Raw genomic sequence first — 14,773 nt, forward strand, 5'->3', positions numbered from 1 at the left:
GGTCGAGGGGAAGGTGCAGCTGCGCCTGCCGTCCGGTCCCGGCGCGGACGGGGCGGGCATGGGCGAGGCCGTGCCCTGCGCGGTGAGCGCCGAGGGCAACCTCGTCAAGCTCGCGCCCGGGTCGATGCTTGACTACGACGCGGATTACCTGGTGACGGTCGCGGAGGGCTTCGGCTCGAAGAACGGACTGACCCTTTCGACTGCGCGGAGGATGGAGGTGCGCACCGAATCGCGCGATTTCTCCCTCATCATGACCAACCGCGGGGTCAACACCTTCCATCCGGACGACGAGGTCGCGCTTGAATACCAGCTCGACACCGTCGCGAAGAAGGGCCGCGAGGTTTCCGTCTCCCTCTGCCGGCTGGCCGGCTTCGACCAGTACGCCGGCATCCTGCTCGGCCGGGACCCGGAGAGCGTCCCCGAAACGGTCGGGCAGGCGCGCACCGAGCGGATGAAAGAGGGCCTCAACACGGTCTCCTTCCCCAACCCCGGCAAAGGCTACTACGCGGTCGTGACCACGGTCATCGACACCAAGACGAAGGAGCAGGTCACCGACTACAAGCCCTTCCAGGTCGCGACCGCCTCCCTCTACATGCAGTCGGCCCAAAAGCAGATGCTCCTCTGGCTCAACGACTCCGCCACGGGCGGCAGCCTCGCGGGCCACACCGTCCGGTTTACCCAGGACGGGAGGGAGGTCGCCTCCGCCGTGACGGGGGAGGACGGCAGCGCGGTCTTTTCCTTTGAACCGCCCGCCTACGAGGACCCGGACGCCGCGGAAAGCTACTACGGCAAGGGGATGCCCCCCGCCAGGCCGGTGCTCTTCACGATCTACGACCCGTCGGGCGCGCCGGTCTACGCGGACGTCACCCGCGGCATGACGACCGAGGCGTACTACTACGGCGGCGATTTCGCCCGCAGGGAGGACCGCTACTACGCCTTCTTCTACCTCGACCGGGCCCTCTACCGCCCGACCGACACGGTCCGCTTCTGGGGATACCTCAAGCCCTACCGGATGAACCGCGGGGCCATGCCGTCGGCCGTGACGGTCACCCTCGATCCGGACGGCATCAACCAGCAGGTGCAGGCGGCGGTCCAGGCGGACGGCACCTTCACGGGGGAAATCTCCTTTGAGCAGATCGTGAGCCAGGATTACGTCGTGCAGGCGACCATCTCCTGCACGCCCTATACCGACCCCTACGGCGGCGGGGTGGTGTCCACCCGCGTCCTCGATTCGATCTATATCGACGTCAAGGAGTTCACGACCCCCGCCTATACGATCGCGGGCGAGGTCGACGGGTTCATCTACCGCTGCGGAGACGAGGTGACGGCGACGATCACCCCGACCTTCTACGATGGGACGCCGCTCCCGAACTACCCGCTCGAATTCAGCCTCTTCAACCCCTACAGCGGCAACTTCGAGGCAGTGCGCACCGTGACGACCGACGCCCAGGGGGTGGCTCGGGTCACCTTTCAGGCGGGGGAGGCGGTCACCGAGGGCAAGTCCTCCTGGACGCCCCGGTCGGGCTACTACTATGTCAAGATTGCAAACGACGGGGAGAACGTCACCTTCCAGGGCCGGTACGTCTACGTCCCCGCCAACGTGATGCTGCGCCCCTCGCTGCGCTTCGGCGCGGACGGCAACGCATCCCTCACCGTGCTCGCCAACCGCATCGACCTCAGCCGCGTCACGAGCCGGGAGCAGGCGGACGGCCTGATCGGCGGCTACTACGACTACAACGACAGCTACGACAAAAAGTACGACGTCCTCGTCGGCGAGCCGGTCGACATGCAGCTCACCCTCGATGCGCGGTACGACTGCTATGATCCCCAGGGGGAGTACCATAACGGGAAGGTCGGCGACATGCTCTCCGTCACCGCCGGGCGCGGGACGCGGGAAGCCCTCATCGAGCAGGCGTTCGACAAGGGCTACTACGCCTACGTGAGCGCGAGCGTCTCCTACCGGGCAAACGGCAGCGAGATCACGGCGGGGGCCTACGCCGACAACGGAAAGCCGTGGCCGGGCGACCGGGACGCCGAGAAGGAAGCGATTCGCGGTTACACCTTCGACATCTATAAGAACGGCGTGCGCAAGCCGGTCCAGCAGTATGAGCAGTACCTCGCGCGCAGCTTCGTCGAGGCGGACGTGGGGGATACCCTGCGGTTTGAACTGCGGCACGAGGGCGCGCCGGTCGGGGACGCGAACGGCCGGATGCTCTACACCCTCATCCAGGACGAGATCGTGGGCCGCGGATACGCGGGCGGCGGCTTTGAACTGGCGGTGGGCCAGCAGCACGCAAACAGCGTCCTCGTCGTGGCGGCCTACTTCGACGGGCGCGACGTGCACGCGGTCAGCAACGCCTACGTGCGCACCAAAAACGAGAGCATGGCGCTCACCGTCGAGGCGTCGACCGACAAGGAGGCCTACCGGCCGGGCGGGCAGGTGACGGTGAAGGCGAAGGTCACCGACCGCGCCGGCAGGCCGGTGAGCGGCGAGATGGTCGTGAGCGTCGTGGACGAGGCGATCTTCTCCCTGCGCGAGCAGTACTTCGACGTGCTCAGCGAGCTCTACGGCGAGCTCGACTTCTACACCTACTACGTCTACAAATACACGACCTCCTCCGGGGACATCGACCCCTTCAACCAGAGCGGCGACGGCGGCAAGGGGGACGGCGACAACCTTGCGGCCTACGACAGCTTCCGCAAGAACTTCAAGGACACCGCCGCCTTCTACCCGCTGCGCAGCGACGCGAACGGAGACGCGTCGGTCACCTTCACGCTGCCCGACAACGTCACCTCCTGGCGGATTACGACGATCGCGATCGGCGACAACCTCTACGCCGGTTCCTCCAAGACGAATTTCGCCGCGACGCTGCCCTTCTTCGTAAAGCCGGTCATCAGCCCGAAATACATCGCGGGCGACGAGGTGGCCGTCCTCGTGCAGGGACACGGCGACGCGCTCTCCGAGGGGGACGGCATCTCCTATGAGGTCCGCGTCACCGGCGACGGGGTCGACCGGACTTACACCGAGACGGGCAGGGCCTACCAGCCGGTACAGCTCAACTTCGGCAAGCTCCCGGAGGGCGAATACACCGTCACCTCCACCGCGCGGTTTGGGGAGATGCGCGACACGGTGGAGCTGCCGCTCGCGGTCATCCACAGCAACCTCGAGCTTGTCGTCAACCGGGAGATCGACCTGCAAAAGCCCGTCGACATCCAGGCGATGCGCTATCCCGTGACCATCGAGATGTACGACGAGGCGTATGAACCCTATTATAAGAGCATCTCCTCGCTGCTCACCCACTACTGCTTCCGCGTCGACCAGCGCATGTCGCGCTATGTCGCCAAGCGGGCGCTCTCCTCCCATCTCGCGCCCGAGCAGCTGCCGCAGCACATCCGCGCGGACGACAGCGATGTCGCGGGCTTCCAGAATGCGGACGGCGGCATCGGCTGGTATAAGAACGGGCCGAGCGACCCCGAGGTCACCTTCAAAATCCTGTTGGCGGCGGGGGAGGAGTACAGCAAGCCGCGGATGCGCATCTACTTTGCCGCGGCCGCGGAGGACTCCTCCGTCGACCCAGTCCCGCGCGCGGCGGCCCACGCGGGACTGGCGGCGCTCGACCCGTCCCACGCCGCGAAAATCCGTGAGATCCTCGCGGCGGGCAACGTCCCGTTCGAGGAGCAGCTCTACTACATGGCGGGACTGGCCGCCGCCGGGGAGCGGCAGGAGGCGCAAAAGCTCTACGACGAGCTCGTCGTGCCCAGGCAGCGCGTCCACGGACAGGAGAAGTGGCTGGAGTTCTCGAACCTGCCAAAGGACTACCAGCGTAACGCGGAGAACCGCCGGTGCACCGCGCTCGCGTGGATCACCGCCTCCGAGCTCGGGCTTGCCGACGCGGACGCCTACGCGTATTACTTCGGGCGGGACGATTGGCGGATCGGGTCGGTGATGGAGTGCATGATCTACATTACAAACTTTGACAAACCGGTTCCCGCGCCCGCGTCGTTCACCTGCACCGCGGGCGGTAAGACCCGCATGGTCGACCTGGGCGCGGCAGGGCGCGCGACAATTATCCTCAACCGCAGCGAGATGGAGGGCCTCGCGTTCCAAGGGGTCCCCGATACGGTCAGGGCGCTCGCCTACTACATCGGCGAACCGTCCGAGGCCGGCATCGAGCCGTCCGACACGGTCCGTGTCCGGAAGGATTTCCTCCCGATGGAGGGCGGCAAATACAAGGTCACGCTGACCATCGACTTTGAGGACGCGGCCTCCTACGGCTACTGGAACGTCAGCGACTGGGTGCCCTCCAACATGCGCCTGCACACGGTGGCAAAGCAGCCGCAGAGCGGCCAGTTTTGGGTCAACTGGACGCAGGAGAACCAGAAGATGTACTTCGAGTTCTACCGCGACGAGCACAGCCCCTCGCGGGTGCTCATCGAGTACTACATCCAGCAGACCTATGACGCCGAGGCGGTTGTCGACCGCACCTATGTCATCTGCGCCGACTCGGGCGAGAACGCCAACAACGAGCGTTCCACCCTCGGCTGAAAAGCGCAGGGGGCCCGCAAACGTGGTTTGCGGGCCCCTTGCTTTTCGGTATGAAACTTGTTACAATGGGTAAAAACAGGACGGGAGGCGGCGCCATGAATGTCAGGGAGATCGCAAAGCTCGCGAACGTTTCGATCGCGACGGTCTCGCGCGTCATCAACCGGCCGGAGGTCGTGCTGCCCGAGACGCGGGAGCAGGTGCTCGCCGTGATGCGCAAGGTCGGCTACAGCCCGGCGCCGCACGCGGGCGGGGGCGCGCAGCCCAAGGCGGTCGGGCTCCTGGTGCCCGACGCGGAGGACTACCTGGCCATCCGCCTGATGGCCGGCATCGAGAGCGTGGCCGCGCGGCGGGAGCACACGGTCTACCTCTGCAGTACGGAGGGCGGCCCCGACCGGGAGCGCCAGGCGATCGCGGGCGCGCTCGAACAGCGGATGCGGGGGCTCGTCGTCTATACGAACACCCTCTCCGCCGAGGACGCCGCCGACCTGCAGCGCAGGCGGGTGCCCTTCGTGCTGGTGGGGCGGAGCGAGGCCGCGCCCCGGCACAACGCCTGCTACATCAACTACGAGGAGGGCGGCTACCGGATGGTGCGCCACCTGCTCGAACTGGGACACCGGAGATTTCTGCTGCTCTGCGAGGCGGGCTCGCCCAACATCGAGGCGCGCATGTGGGAGGGGCTCTGCCGCGCGCGGCGGGAGCTGCTGACCGGGCCGGGCGGCGACCGGGTGCTGCACGCCGAGGGCAGCTCGATCCGCGCGGGCTACGACGCCGTGCGGGAGGTGCTCGCCGGGGAACGGCCGGACGCGGTGTTCGCCTCGAGCGACGAGCTCGCGCTCGGGCTGATGAAGGCGCTGCAGGAGAACGGGGTCGGGGTGCCCGGCCAGATCGCGGTGACGGGCTTCACCGATTCGCCGTTCGCGGGGGTGGTCACCCCCGAGCTGACCACCGTCGAGCAGCCGACCCACCGTCTCGGCATGGTGGCGGCGCGCATGCTTTTCGATTTGATCGACGACGAGAGCCTGCTCGACGGCACGCCGCAGGAGATCGTGCTGCTGCCCAAGCTGAAGGTCCGGAACTCGTGCGGGAACCGGAAGCCGATCAATACGCTGTTTGAATAGCGAGGTGAGGAAGTTGGAATACAAGCTGGATTTTATGGGCCTGCCGCTCAAAAACGCGGTCATCGTGGCCGCGGGGCCGTGGGCCGGGGACGCGCGCAGCATCCAGAAATGCATCGACGCGGGCGCGGCGGCGGTCATCACCGAGACGATCGTCATGGAGGAGTCCGCCCTGTTCGGGCCGCGCGTCTACTATGAAAACGAGGAGCTCCTCAACATCTCCCTCTACGGGCACCGGCCCCTCGAGGAATGGGAGGAGCAGGTGGAGCGCATCCACAAGAAGGGGAGCTTCCTCATCTGCAGCATCCGCGGGTCGAGCCCGTCGGAGCTCGCCTACATTGCGCGCCGCGCGGAGCGGCTGGGGGCGGACGCGCTCCAGCTCGACCTCTTCGCGCCGATGGACGCGATGCTCGAGGAGATCAACATGCGCCCCGAAAAGCTCCACGAGATGACGAAAAGCGTCACCGGCACGGTGAAAATCCCGGTCATGGCGCGCCTGCCCCACAACATCAGCGCGTCGACCGCCTACATCCGCGCGCTCGAGCGCGCGGGGGTATCGGCCATCAGCGCGATCGAGAGCCTGCGCGGGATCTCGGGCGTCGACCTTGAAAACCGCCGGACCAAGATGCCCACCTACGGCGGCTACACGGGAAAGCACATCCGTCCCGTCTCGCTGGCGGCGACCGCGACCCTCTCCCAGATGACCGACTGCCAGATCTGCGGCGTGGGCGGCGTGGAAACCCATGAGAACATCCTCGAATTCATGATGCTCGGCGCGGCCACCGCCCAGCTCGGTTCGGTCATCATGCTCAAGGGCTACGATGTGATCACCGAAACGGTAAGGGGTCTGGCCGACTGGATGGAGTCGCACGGCTGCCAAAGCTACGACGAGATCATCGGCGCGGCGCTCCCGACTCTCTCCCCCTATGAAAAGATCGAGCGGATGCGGGCGGTCAGCTGCCTGACCGAACCGTGCGGAGACCGCGACTGCGGGCTGTGCGTGCGCGGATGCATGTACGAGGCGCTCGCCTTCGGGGAGGACGGGGTCCGATGCGACCCGGCGCTCTGCACCGGCTGCGGGCTGTGCGTCCAGCGCTGCCCCAAGGGAATCCTCAGGCTGAAAAAGGCCTCCCGGGGCTGATGGCCTTTCGACAGCGGATTGTCATTTTATCGGGAACTGCAACGCGGGCCCTCCAGCTGTGCCGGAGGGCCCGCGTTTTATTCAGGAAAGGGGTCGGTTGGTTTATTCCGCTTTCGCGGCTTCTTTCGCCTTGGCTTCCTCGGCACGCTCCTCCGCGCTCTTGTTGGGGAGCACGAGGTTGAGGATGATGCCCGCGATGGCCGCGATGGCCATGCCGCCGAGGCTGATGCCGCCCGGGAAGGTGAAGGTCGCGCCGCCGACCGCGAGGATGAGGATGGCGCTGGCGACGATCAGGTTCTTGGGCTTGGAGAAGTCGACGCGGTTTTCCACGACGGTGCGCACGCCGACGCTCGTGACCATGCCGTAGAGCAGGATGCCCACGCCGCCGATGACGGGGTTGGGGATCGAGCGGCAGAGCGCCTCAAACTTGGGCACGAAGGCGAAGAGCGCCATCCACACCGCGCCGCAGCGCACGACGAAGGGGGAGTAGATGCGGGTGACGGCGAGCACGCCGGTGTTCTCGCTGTGGATGGTGAGGGACGGGCCGCCCAGGCAGGCGGACACGCAGGTGGCGCAGCCGCAGGCGAAGAGGGAGCGGGGAAGGCCCGGATTCTTGGTGAAGTCCTTGCCGACGGTGGTGCCGACCGCGATGACGTCGCCGATGTGCTCGATGCAGGGGACGATGGCGGCCGGGGCGATCATGATGATCGCACGCACGTCAAATTTCGGGAAGGTGAAGCTGGGGACGCCGAACCAGGGGGCGGCCAGCACGCCGGAGAAATCGACGAGGCCGAAGGGGATCGCGATGAGGTAGCCGCCGACCAGCGCGAGCACGATGGTGAGGATTTTGGTGAGGCCCTTGCCGAAGATGTTGACCACGATGGCGATGCCGAAGGTCAGCAGCGCGACGATCCAGTGCTCGGAGGCCGACGAGACGCCGACGTTCGCGAGGCAGAGGCCGAGCACCATGATGATCGGGCCGGTGATGACGGGCGGGAAGACCTTGTGGATCCGCTCGGTGCCCAGCAGCTTGAGCAGCAGGGCGAAGAGGAAGTAGAAGCACATGACGAAGATCAGTCCGCCCTGCGCGTAGGGGATGCCCATCTCGCTGATGATGACCGTCAGCGGGGCGATGAAGGCAAAGGAACCGCCCAGGAAAGCCGGGACGATGCCCTTGTCGACGAACTGGTAGATCAGGGTGCCGATGCCCGCGCAGAAGAGGGTGACCGACACGTTGAGGCCGCAGAGGATGGGGACGATGATGACGCCGCTCATGGCCACGGTGTTCTGCAGGCCGAGGAACACCATCTGCTTTTTGGTGAAGTTGACCGAAAGGTCGCTCGGGGATACGAAAACCGGCTCCTGTGTGGCGGCCGGGGTGTTGACGTTGTCACTCATGGATACTGCCTCCTTCTTTCATCAGCTCGCGTTGAACGCGCAGTAAAACTCCGCGGCGCAGGAAAACTCGTCGAGGGGCACCTTCGCCAGCAGCTCCCTAAAAGGGGTACAGCCGTCGGGGGAGGTGCGGATGGGTTCGTCGCCCACCTTCGCGATGATCTCCGCCTTTGTCGCGGGGAAGGTGATGGGGCGCATGGCGATCGCCACGTAATGCCCGGTGAGCAGGTAGGGGATTTCACGCATGTAACTCATTTTCCTTCACCTCCGAAATCGTAGGCGTTGTACTGGTTGCGCTGCTCGCCCTTTCCGCCCAGGTCGCGGCAGGAGGCGCCCCGGTGCCGGAAGGAATAGAGGAAGGTGTTGGTGACGCTGCTCTCGTGCAGTTTGTCCACCAGACCCGGATAGAGGTCGGCCTTGACCAGGTAGGGCACGCCCGCCGGGGCCTGGGTGATGACGTTGCCGTCGGGAGCGACGATCATGCTCTTGCCGAACGCGGAGCAGGCCGCCTCGACGCCCACGCAGTTGACGGCCACCACATAGCACTGGTTGCAGTAGGCGCCCATCTTGTTGGTGATGTCCCAGCCGTTCTCCCAGGGGCTCATGTAGTGGGTGGGGCGCACGATGATGTTCGCACCGTTGTAGGCCGCCTCGCGCCAGATTTCAGGATAGTCGCCGTCCGCGCAGACGATGGTCGCGATCTTCGAGCCCTTGGGGCCCGGCGTGACAGGGCACTCCCAGCCGGGATAGTGCCGTTCGGTGGGGATCCAGGGATTCATCTTGACATAGCGGTGCACGACCTCACCCTTGTCGTTGATCATGATTGCGCAGTTGCCCGGGCTGTCGTGCCCTTCGAGCTTCAGGATGACGCTGAAGATGCCCCAGACCCGCAGACGCGCGCACGCCTCTTTAAGCCGCCCGACCTCGGGCGAATCAAGCGTGAGAACCACGTTCAGGCGCTTGGTCGGATGCATTCCCTGCACCGCGAACTCGGGCGTTACGAACAGGTCGTAGCCCGGGAACCCGCGCGCGCCCGTCTCCATGAACTGGATGACGGTGTCGATGTTCTGGTTGACTTCCTCCATGCAGTCGGCGTGGATCGGTTCCATCTGCGCGCACACTACGCTCAGAACCTCGGTTTCCACCTTGCCGCCGACACCATGGCTGCTTCCAATGATCATTTGCTCCTCCTCCTTTTGGTTTAAAATTTCGCCGCCGCAAAGCAGTGGTCGTGAAACTATGTAACATGGAGGAGTAGAAAATGGGAATAAACTTCCATTTTGCTCCCCCGATTTATGGTCATATCTGACAAAAAATCAAGCAGGGACTAGACAAACAAAGTGGAACATGATATATTTTCTGTAACAACAATGTATCATGTTTCATGGGCCTTGTCAAGCAACCTGAGTGGAATTTTTTATGAAAGCGAGAGAGAAAAAATGAAGCTGCTGATTCAAAACGCCATCCTGCGAGGGCGGAAGGAGCCTGCCGACATCCTGATCGAAGAGGGGAAGATCAGCCGCGTCGGCGGACGCATTGACGCCGCGGCCGACCGGACGATCGACGCTTCCGGCTGCCTCGTGACGCCGTCGCTCATCGATCCGCACATCCACCTCGACAAGGTGAACGTCTTCGACGTGGTGCGTCCCAACGTGAGCGGGACCCTCAAGGAAGCGATCGAAATCCTCTGGGATCAGAAACGCATCTACACGGTCGAGGATATCGTCACCCGTTCGGAGGACGTGGTGCTCAAGGCGATCAAAAACGGAACCCTCGCGATCCGCACCCACGTCGACGTGGACACGATCGGCGGCCTGCGTCCCCTCGAGGGCGTCGTGGCGCTGCGGGAGAAATATAAGGACGTCATCGACATCCAGATCGTCGCCTTCCCGCAGGAGGGCATCGTCAAGGACCCCGGCTGCGACAAGCTGATGTGGGAGGCGATGGAGGCGGGCGCCGACATCGTGGGCGGTATGCCCGCCAACGAGAACTCGCCCGACGACAGCCGCGCGCACGTCAAGCTCTGCTTCGACATCGCGGAGAAGTACGGCGCGGAGATCGACATGCACGTCGACGAGACGGACGACCCCTTCTACCGCACGCTCGAGATGATCGCCGACGAGGCGATTGCGCGCGGCTTCGCGCCGGGCACCGTCACAGCGGGCCACACCTGCGCGCTGGCCGCCTACGACGACCACTACGCGGGCTATGTCATCGAGAAGGTGAAGCGCGCGGGCATCAACGTGATCACCAACCCCGTCACCAATCTGATGCTCCAGGGCCGCCTCGACAAGCAGCCGATCCGCCGCGGCATCACCCGCGTCAAGGAGCTGCTGGCGGCGGGCGTGAACGTCTCCTTCGGCCAGGACTGCGTCAAGGACACCTTCTACCCCTACGGCAGCGCCGATATGCTCCAGGTGGCGAACGTCGTGGCGCATGCCGCGCAGATGAGCCTGCCCGGAGAGATTGAAAAGCTCTATGACATGGTCACCGGCGACGCGAACAAAATCCTCAAAATCCCCGGCTACGGTCTCGAGCCGGGCTGCCGCGCCAACCTCCTGATCATCGACGCGCGCGACGCGCGCGACGCCATCCGCCTCTGCCCGCCGCGCCGCACCGTCATCCGCGACGGCCGCGTCCTGGCGGAGACGACGGTCGACACTAAGCTGAACCTCGGCTGAAGTACATAACAAAAAGGGCCCCGGAAAGGCAATCCGCCTTTCCGGGGCCCTTTTGCGCTTCATTGGGATTCAGCGTTTTGCGCCGATAATCTCGTTGCACCTGCGGTAGATTTCCTCGGGGTCCGCGCCGATGTGGAACTCGCCGTCCTCGTAGAGGATGCGGCCGTTCACCATCGTGAGCTTGACGTTCTGCTTGCTGCCGCTGTAGACGACGTTCTTGGCGATGTCGTTGAGCGGCTGCATGTTGGGCTGGTGCAGGTCGAGCATGACGAGGTCGGCGCATTTCCCGGGCGCGAGGGTGTCGCAGTCCGAGAGGCCCATCGCCCGCGCGCCGCCCACCGTCGCCATCTCGAGCACCTTGTCGGCGGGCATGGCGGACGCGTCGTCCTCCCGGAGCTTCTGCAGCCCGGTGGCGAGGAACATCTCGCGGAAGAAATCGAGGCAGTTGTTGCTGGCCGGGCCGTCGGTGCCGATCGCGAGACGGACGCCCGCGTTCAGCATCTTCTGGAGGGGGGCGACGCCGCTGGCGAGCTTGACGTTGGAGCCGGGGTTGGTCACCGCCCACAGCCCCCGGCGGCGGAAGATGTCGAGGTCGGCGTCGCTTAAATAGATGCAGTGGTACCCGCCGCCGCCGTAGTCGAACATCCCGAGGCTGTCAAGGAAGGCGGTCGGGGTCATGCCCCACCGCTCGAGACAGCCGTCCACCTCGAGGCGGGTTTCGGAATTGTGGGTGAAGACGGGGGCTTCATATTTGTGCGCGAGCGCGGCCATCCCCTCGAGCAGCTCCCGGGAGCAGGTGTACTCGGCGTGGAAGCCGAGGAGGAAGGAGACGAGCGCATCGTAATGGTTATACTTGTCCCAGCACGCCTCCATGAAGGGCAGGTCGTAGGTGAAGTCGTTGACGCAGCCGCAGAGCACGGTGCGGAAACCGCAGTCGGTTGCGGCTTTCGCAATCTCGTCGGGGAACATGTACATGTCGAAGTTGGCGGTGATGCCGCTGGTCAGGTATTCCATGATCGCCAGCCGCGTCAGGTCGTAGACGTCGCCCGGCTGGAGCTTCGCCTCCATCGGGAAGCACTGCTGGAGCCAGTCGTGGAGCGGCTGATCGTCGGCGTAGGAGCGCAGGAAGGTCATCCCCGAGTGGGTGTGCGCGTTTTTGAAGCCGGGCAGGATCAGGTTGCCCCGCGCGTCGATCTCCCGGTCCCAGACGGTGCCGTCCGGCGGCCCGGCGGGGACGATGCGGTTCCCCTTCACCCAGAGCTCCCCCTCGGTGATGCCCGCGCCCTCCTCCATCGTCAGGATGCGCGCGTTATAGAATCGGATGTTCATACGGGTCCCTCCTTGTGGTCGTCCCCGCCGGGGAAAAGCGCGGCGAGGCTTTTGGTATAGGGCGGGCGGCAGACGCCGCGCTCGGTCACGATGCCGGAGATCAGGCTGTGGTCGGTTACGTCGAAGGCGGGGTTGTAGCACTTGACGCCCTCGGGGGCCATCGGCTCGCGGTAGAACTTCGAGCGGATCTCCTCCGGGTCGCGCAGCTCGATTTCGATCTCCGCGCCCGTCCCGCAGGAGAGGTCGACCGTCGAGGTCGGCCCGAGCACATAGAAGGGGACGCCGTAGTGCCTGGCGAGGATGGCGACCCCGCTCGTGCCAATCTTGTTGGCGGTGTCGCCGTTGGCGGCGACCCGGTCGCACCCGACGAAGCAGGCGTTCACCCAGCCGTTTTTCATCACGACGCCCGCCATGTTGTCGCAGATGAGCGTCACGTCGATTCCCGCGCGGGAAAGCTCGTAGGCGGTGAGCCGCGCGCCCTGGAGGAGCGGCCGCGTCTCGTCGGCAAAGACGCGAAAGCGCATCCCGCGCTCGGTTCCGAGCAGCAGCGGCCCGAGCGCCGTCCCATAGCGGGAGGTCGCGAGCGGCCCGGCGTTGCAGTGGGTGAGCACCCCGTCGCCGTCATGGAGCAGCGTAAGCCCGTGCTCCGAAATCGCGCGGCACATGTCCGCGTCCTCCGCCTGGATGCGGCGGCACTCCTCCCCGAGGAGCGCGACGATCTCCGGCACCGTCCTTCCTGCGTTCTCCCCGGCGCGGCGCACCATCCGCGCGGTCGCCCAACTCAGGTTGACCGCCGTGGGGCGGGCGGCGTCGAGGCGGGCTTTCCGCGCCCGGAGCGCCGAGAGGAATTCCGGGACGCTCTCCGTTTTAATCTGCCGCGCGAGGACATACATGCCGTAGCCCGCGCAGATGCCGATGGCGGGCGCGCCCCGCACCCGCAGGGAAAAGATCGCCTCGCAGAGGCTTTCGATGTCGGAGAGGACGCGGTATTCCGTCCTGCCCGGCAGCAGCGACTGGTCGAGGATGACGACCGCGTCCTCCCCGTCCGTAAGCCGCACGTTATCGATGAATGATTCCTGCCTGTCCATCGCGCGCCTTCCTTCCATCCGGTTTCAGCCGACCACGCCCGCGATCCCCTTGACCGACGCGGTGACGAGCTGCTTAAAGAGCGGGGCCGCGCGGTCGGCGGCCTCCTGCACCTCAATGTGGGAGAGGGGCTGGGGGGAGAGGCCCGCGCCAGGGTTGGTGACGAGCGAGATGCCGCAGGTTTCGATCCCCATGTGGCGGGCGGCCACCGCCTCGACTGCGGTGCTCATGCCGACGGCGTCGCCGCCGAGGATGCGGCACATGCGTACCTCGGCCGGGGTCTCGAAGTTGGGGCCGGTGAGCTGGACGTAGACCCCCTCGCGCAGCGGGATCGAAAGCTCCTTTGCCGCGCCCCGGACGACCTCCCGCAGGCGGCCGCTGTAGAGGTCGGTCATGTCGGGAAAGCGGGTACCGAGCTCGTCGATGTTCGGCCCGATGAGGGGGGAGGGGACGAAGTCGGCGATGTGGTCGGAGATGAGCATGAACTCGCCCGGGCCGTAGTCGGGGTTGAGCCCGCCCGAGGCGTTGGTGAGGAAGAGCGCCTTGATTCCCATGAGCCCCATCAGGCGGGTGGGGAGCACGACGTCGGTGATGCCGTAGCCCTCATAGTAGTGGATGCGCCCCTGCATGACGACGACGGGGACCCCCTCCACGTAGCCGAAGACGAACCGTCCGCGGTGGCCCTGGGCGGTGGAGACGGGGAAGCCCTCGATGTCGCGGTAGTCGAGGGTGGCGGCAATTTCGATGCCGTCGGCGTAGTCGCCAAGCCCCGAGCCGAGGGTCATGCCGATGAGCGGCTTAAAGTCGATCTTTTCCCGGAAGCAGTCGTAGCAGCGCAGCAGTTTTTCATATGGACGCATGACGGTTCCTCCTGTTCCAAAATAGGTATTTACAGTATAGCATATCCCGCCGGATTTCCAAAGAAAAACAAGAAAACCGCAAAAGACTATAAATATAGTCTTGACAGGCGCAGAGATCGTGCTATACTATAACCACAGAACAGACTATAAACATCGTCTGACGGAGGAACGGCATGAACGACCAGATCAAACTCAACAATTCCGAGACGCGGATCATGAACGTCCTGTGGGAGAAGGGGCAGCTCCCCGCCAAGGAGGTCGCGCTCGAGGCCGCCGCGCGCTACGGCTGGAACAAGAACACCACCTACACGATCCTCAAGTCGCTGATCGAGAAGGACTACCTCCGAAGGGAGGAACCAAACTTCGTCTGCGTCCCCCTATTAAAACGCGGGGAGGTCCAGCGCGCGGAGACGCGCGGGCTAATCGACCGGCTGTTCGGCGGCTCGCCGGGGAACTTCCTCTCCGCCTTCGTGGAAAACGAGGAGCTTTCGGACGACGAGCTCGCAAAGCTCAGGCGGCTGATCGACGAGGAGGGACGATGAGGCGCCTGCTGGCCGCCCTGCTGGCGGCCGCGCTGGCGGGTTCCCTCGCCGCCTGCGGGGAACCCGCCCCGGCCCGGG

Annotated in this window: 11 protein-coding genes; 5 read left to right on the top strand and 6 right to left on the bottom strand. The window is 65.1% G+C overall.

The window, feature by feature from the left end; genetic code table 11:
* From RDM88_RS07745 to RDM88_RS07755, 3 genes are all read left to right on the top strand, one after another.
* Positions 1-4,546 (top strand): alpha-2-macroglobulin family protein (locus RDM88_RS07745; RefSeq protein WP_308754289.1); only part of this gene is annotated, 4,546 nt, incomplete at its 5' end.
* Between the two features lie 95 nt (positions 4,547-4,641).
* Complete coding sequence (locus RDM88_RS07750; RefSeq protein WP_308754290.1) at positions 4,642-5,664, top strand: LacI family DNA-binding transcriptional regulator; 1,023 nt, start codon at positions 4,642-4,644, stop codon at positions 5,662-5,664.
* A 13-nt stretch (positions 5,665-5,677) separates the two neighbouring features.
* Positions 5,678-6,802 carry a 4Fe-4S dicluster domain-containing protein gene (locus RDM88_RS07755; protein ID WP_308754291.1) on the top strand — a complete coding sequence of 375 codons (1,125 nt, stop codon included), beginning with the start codon at positions 5,678-5,680 and terminating at the stop codon, positions 6,800-6,802.
* Positions 6,803-6,904: 102 nt separating this feature from the next.
* Here the strand turns inward: RDM88_RS07755 and RDM88_RS07760 are convergent, their stop codons facing one another.
* Genes RDM88_RS07760 through RDM88_RS07770 form a run of 3 tightly spaced genes read right to left on the bottom strand, consistent with a single transcriptional unit; the run spans position 6,905 to position 9,378 of the window.
* Positions 6,905-8,200, bottom strand: a complete 1,296-nt coding sequence (locus RDM88_RS07760; RefSeq protein WP_308754292.1) for a solute carrier family 23 protein — start codon at positions 8,198-8,200, stop codon at positions 6,905-6,907.
* A 21-nt stretch (positions 8,201-8,221) separates the two neighbouring features.
* Positions 8,222-8,452, bottom strand: a complete 231-nt coding sequence (locus RDM88_RS07765) for a DUF5789 family protein (RefSeq protein WP_308754293.1) — start codon at positions 8,450-8,452, stop codon at positions 8,222-8,224.
* Positions 8,449-9,378, bottom strand: a complete 930-nt coding sequence (locus RDM88_RS07770; RefSeq protein ID WP_308754294.1) for a nitrilase-related carbon-nitrogen hydrolase — start codon at positions 9,376-9,378, stop codon at positions 8,449-8,451. The genes RDM88_RS07765 and RDM88_RS07770 overlap by 4 nt, the downstream gene beginning before the upstream one ends.
* Positions 9,379-9,636: 258 nt before the next feature.
* On the opposite strand from RDM88_RS07770, the gene RDM88_RS07775 reads away from it, so the two are divergent.
* Positions 9,637-10,878, top strand: a complete 1,242-nt coding sequence (locus RDM88_RS07775; RefSeq protein ID WP_308754295.1) for an amidohydrolase family protein — start codon at positions 9,637-9,639, stop codon at positions 10,876-10,878.
* Positions 10,879-10,947: 69 nt separating this feature from the next.
* Here RDM88_RS07775 and RDM88_RS07780 read toward each other — a convergent pair whose 3' ends face one another.
* Genes RDM88_RS07780 through RDM88_RS07790 form a run of 3 tightly spaced genes read right to left on the bottom strand, consistent with a single transcriptional unit; the run spans position 10,948 to position 14,153 of the window.
* Positions 10,948-12,207 (bottom strand): amidohydrolase, encoded by a 1,260-nt coding sequence (locus tag RDM88_RS07780; protein ID WP_308754296.1) that lies wholly within the window; start codon positions 12,205-12,207, stop codon positions 10,948-10,950.
* Entirely contained in the window at positions 12,204-13,295 is a 1,092-nt protein-coding gene (gene mtnA / locus RDM88_RS07785; RefSeq protein ID WP_308754297.1) for an S-methyl-5-thioribose-1-phosphate isomerase, read from the bottom strand. The genes RDM88_RS07780 and mtnA overlap by 4 nt, the downstream gene beginning before the upstream one ends.
* Before the next feature lie 24 nt (positions 13,296-13,319).
* Positions 13,320-14,153: a purine-nucleoside phosphorylase gene (locus RDM88_RS07790; RefSeq protein ID WP_308754298.1), complete on the bottom strand. Its 834-nt coding sequence runs from the start codon at positions 14,151-14,153 to the stop codon at positions 13,320-13,322.
* A gap of 173 nt (positions 14,154-14,326) precedes the next feature.
* On the opposite strand from RDM88_RS07790, the gene RDM88_RS07795 reads away from it, so the two are divergent.
* Positions 14,327-14,695, top strand: a complete 369-nt coding sequence (locus RDM88_RS07795; protein WP_308754299.1) for a BlaI/MecI/CopY family transcriptional regulator — start codon at positions 14,327-14,329, stop codon at positions 14,693-14,695.
* Positions 14,696-14,773: the final 78 nt, after the last annotated feature.

Origin of the sequence: uncultured Anaerotruncus sp. (assembly GCF_902490045.1) — a bacterium.
Classification (GTDB): domain Bacteria; phylum Bacillota; class Clostridia; order Oscillospirales; family Ruminococcaceae; genus Anaerotruncus.

What these genes read in the sequence shown, in the direction of transcription:
- RDM88_RS07780 (WP_308754296.1), bottom strand. Translation starts at nt 12,207, where the DNA reads ATGAACATCCGATTCTATAACGCGCGCATCCTGACGATGGAGGAGGGC.
- RDM88_RS07775 (WP_308754295.1), top strand. Translation starts at nt 9,637, where the DNA reads ATGAAGCTGCTGATTCAAAACGCCATCCTGCGAGGGCGGAAGGAGCCT.
- RDM88_RS07765 (WP_308754293.1), bottom strand. Translation starts at nt 8,452, where the DNA reads ATGAGTTACATGCGTGAAATCCCCTACCTGCTCACCGGGCATTACGTG.
- RDM88_RS07750 (WP_308754290.1), top strand. Translation starts at nt 4,642, where the DNA reads ATGAATGTCAGGGAGATCGCAAAGCTCGCGAACGTTTCGATCGCGACG.
- RDM88_RS07790 (WP_308754298.1), bottom strand. Translation starts at nt 14,153, where the DNA reads ATGCGTCCATATGAAAAACTGCTGCGCTGCTACGACTGCTTCCGGGAA.
- RDM88_RS07770 (WP_308754294.1), bottom strand. Translation starts at nt 9,378, where the DNA reads ATGATCATTGGAAGCAGCCATGGTGTCGGCGGCAAGGTGGAAACCGAG.
- RDM88_RS07760 (WP_308754292.1), bottom strand. Translation starts at nt 8,200, where the DNA reads ATGAGTGACAACGTCAACACCCCGGCCGCCACACAGGAGCCGGTTTTC.
- mtnA (WP_308754297.1), bottom strand. Translation starts at nt 13,295, where the DNA reads ATGGACAGGCAGGAATCATTCATCGATAACGTGCGGCTTACGGACGGG.
- RDM88_RS07795 (WP_308754299.1), top strand. Translation starts at nt 14,327, where the DNA reads ATGAACGACCAGATCAAACTCAACAATTCCGAGACGCGGATCATGAAC.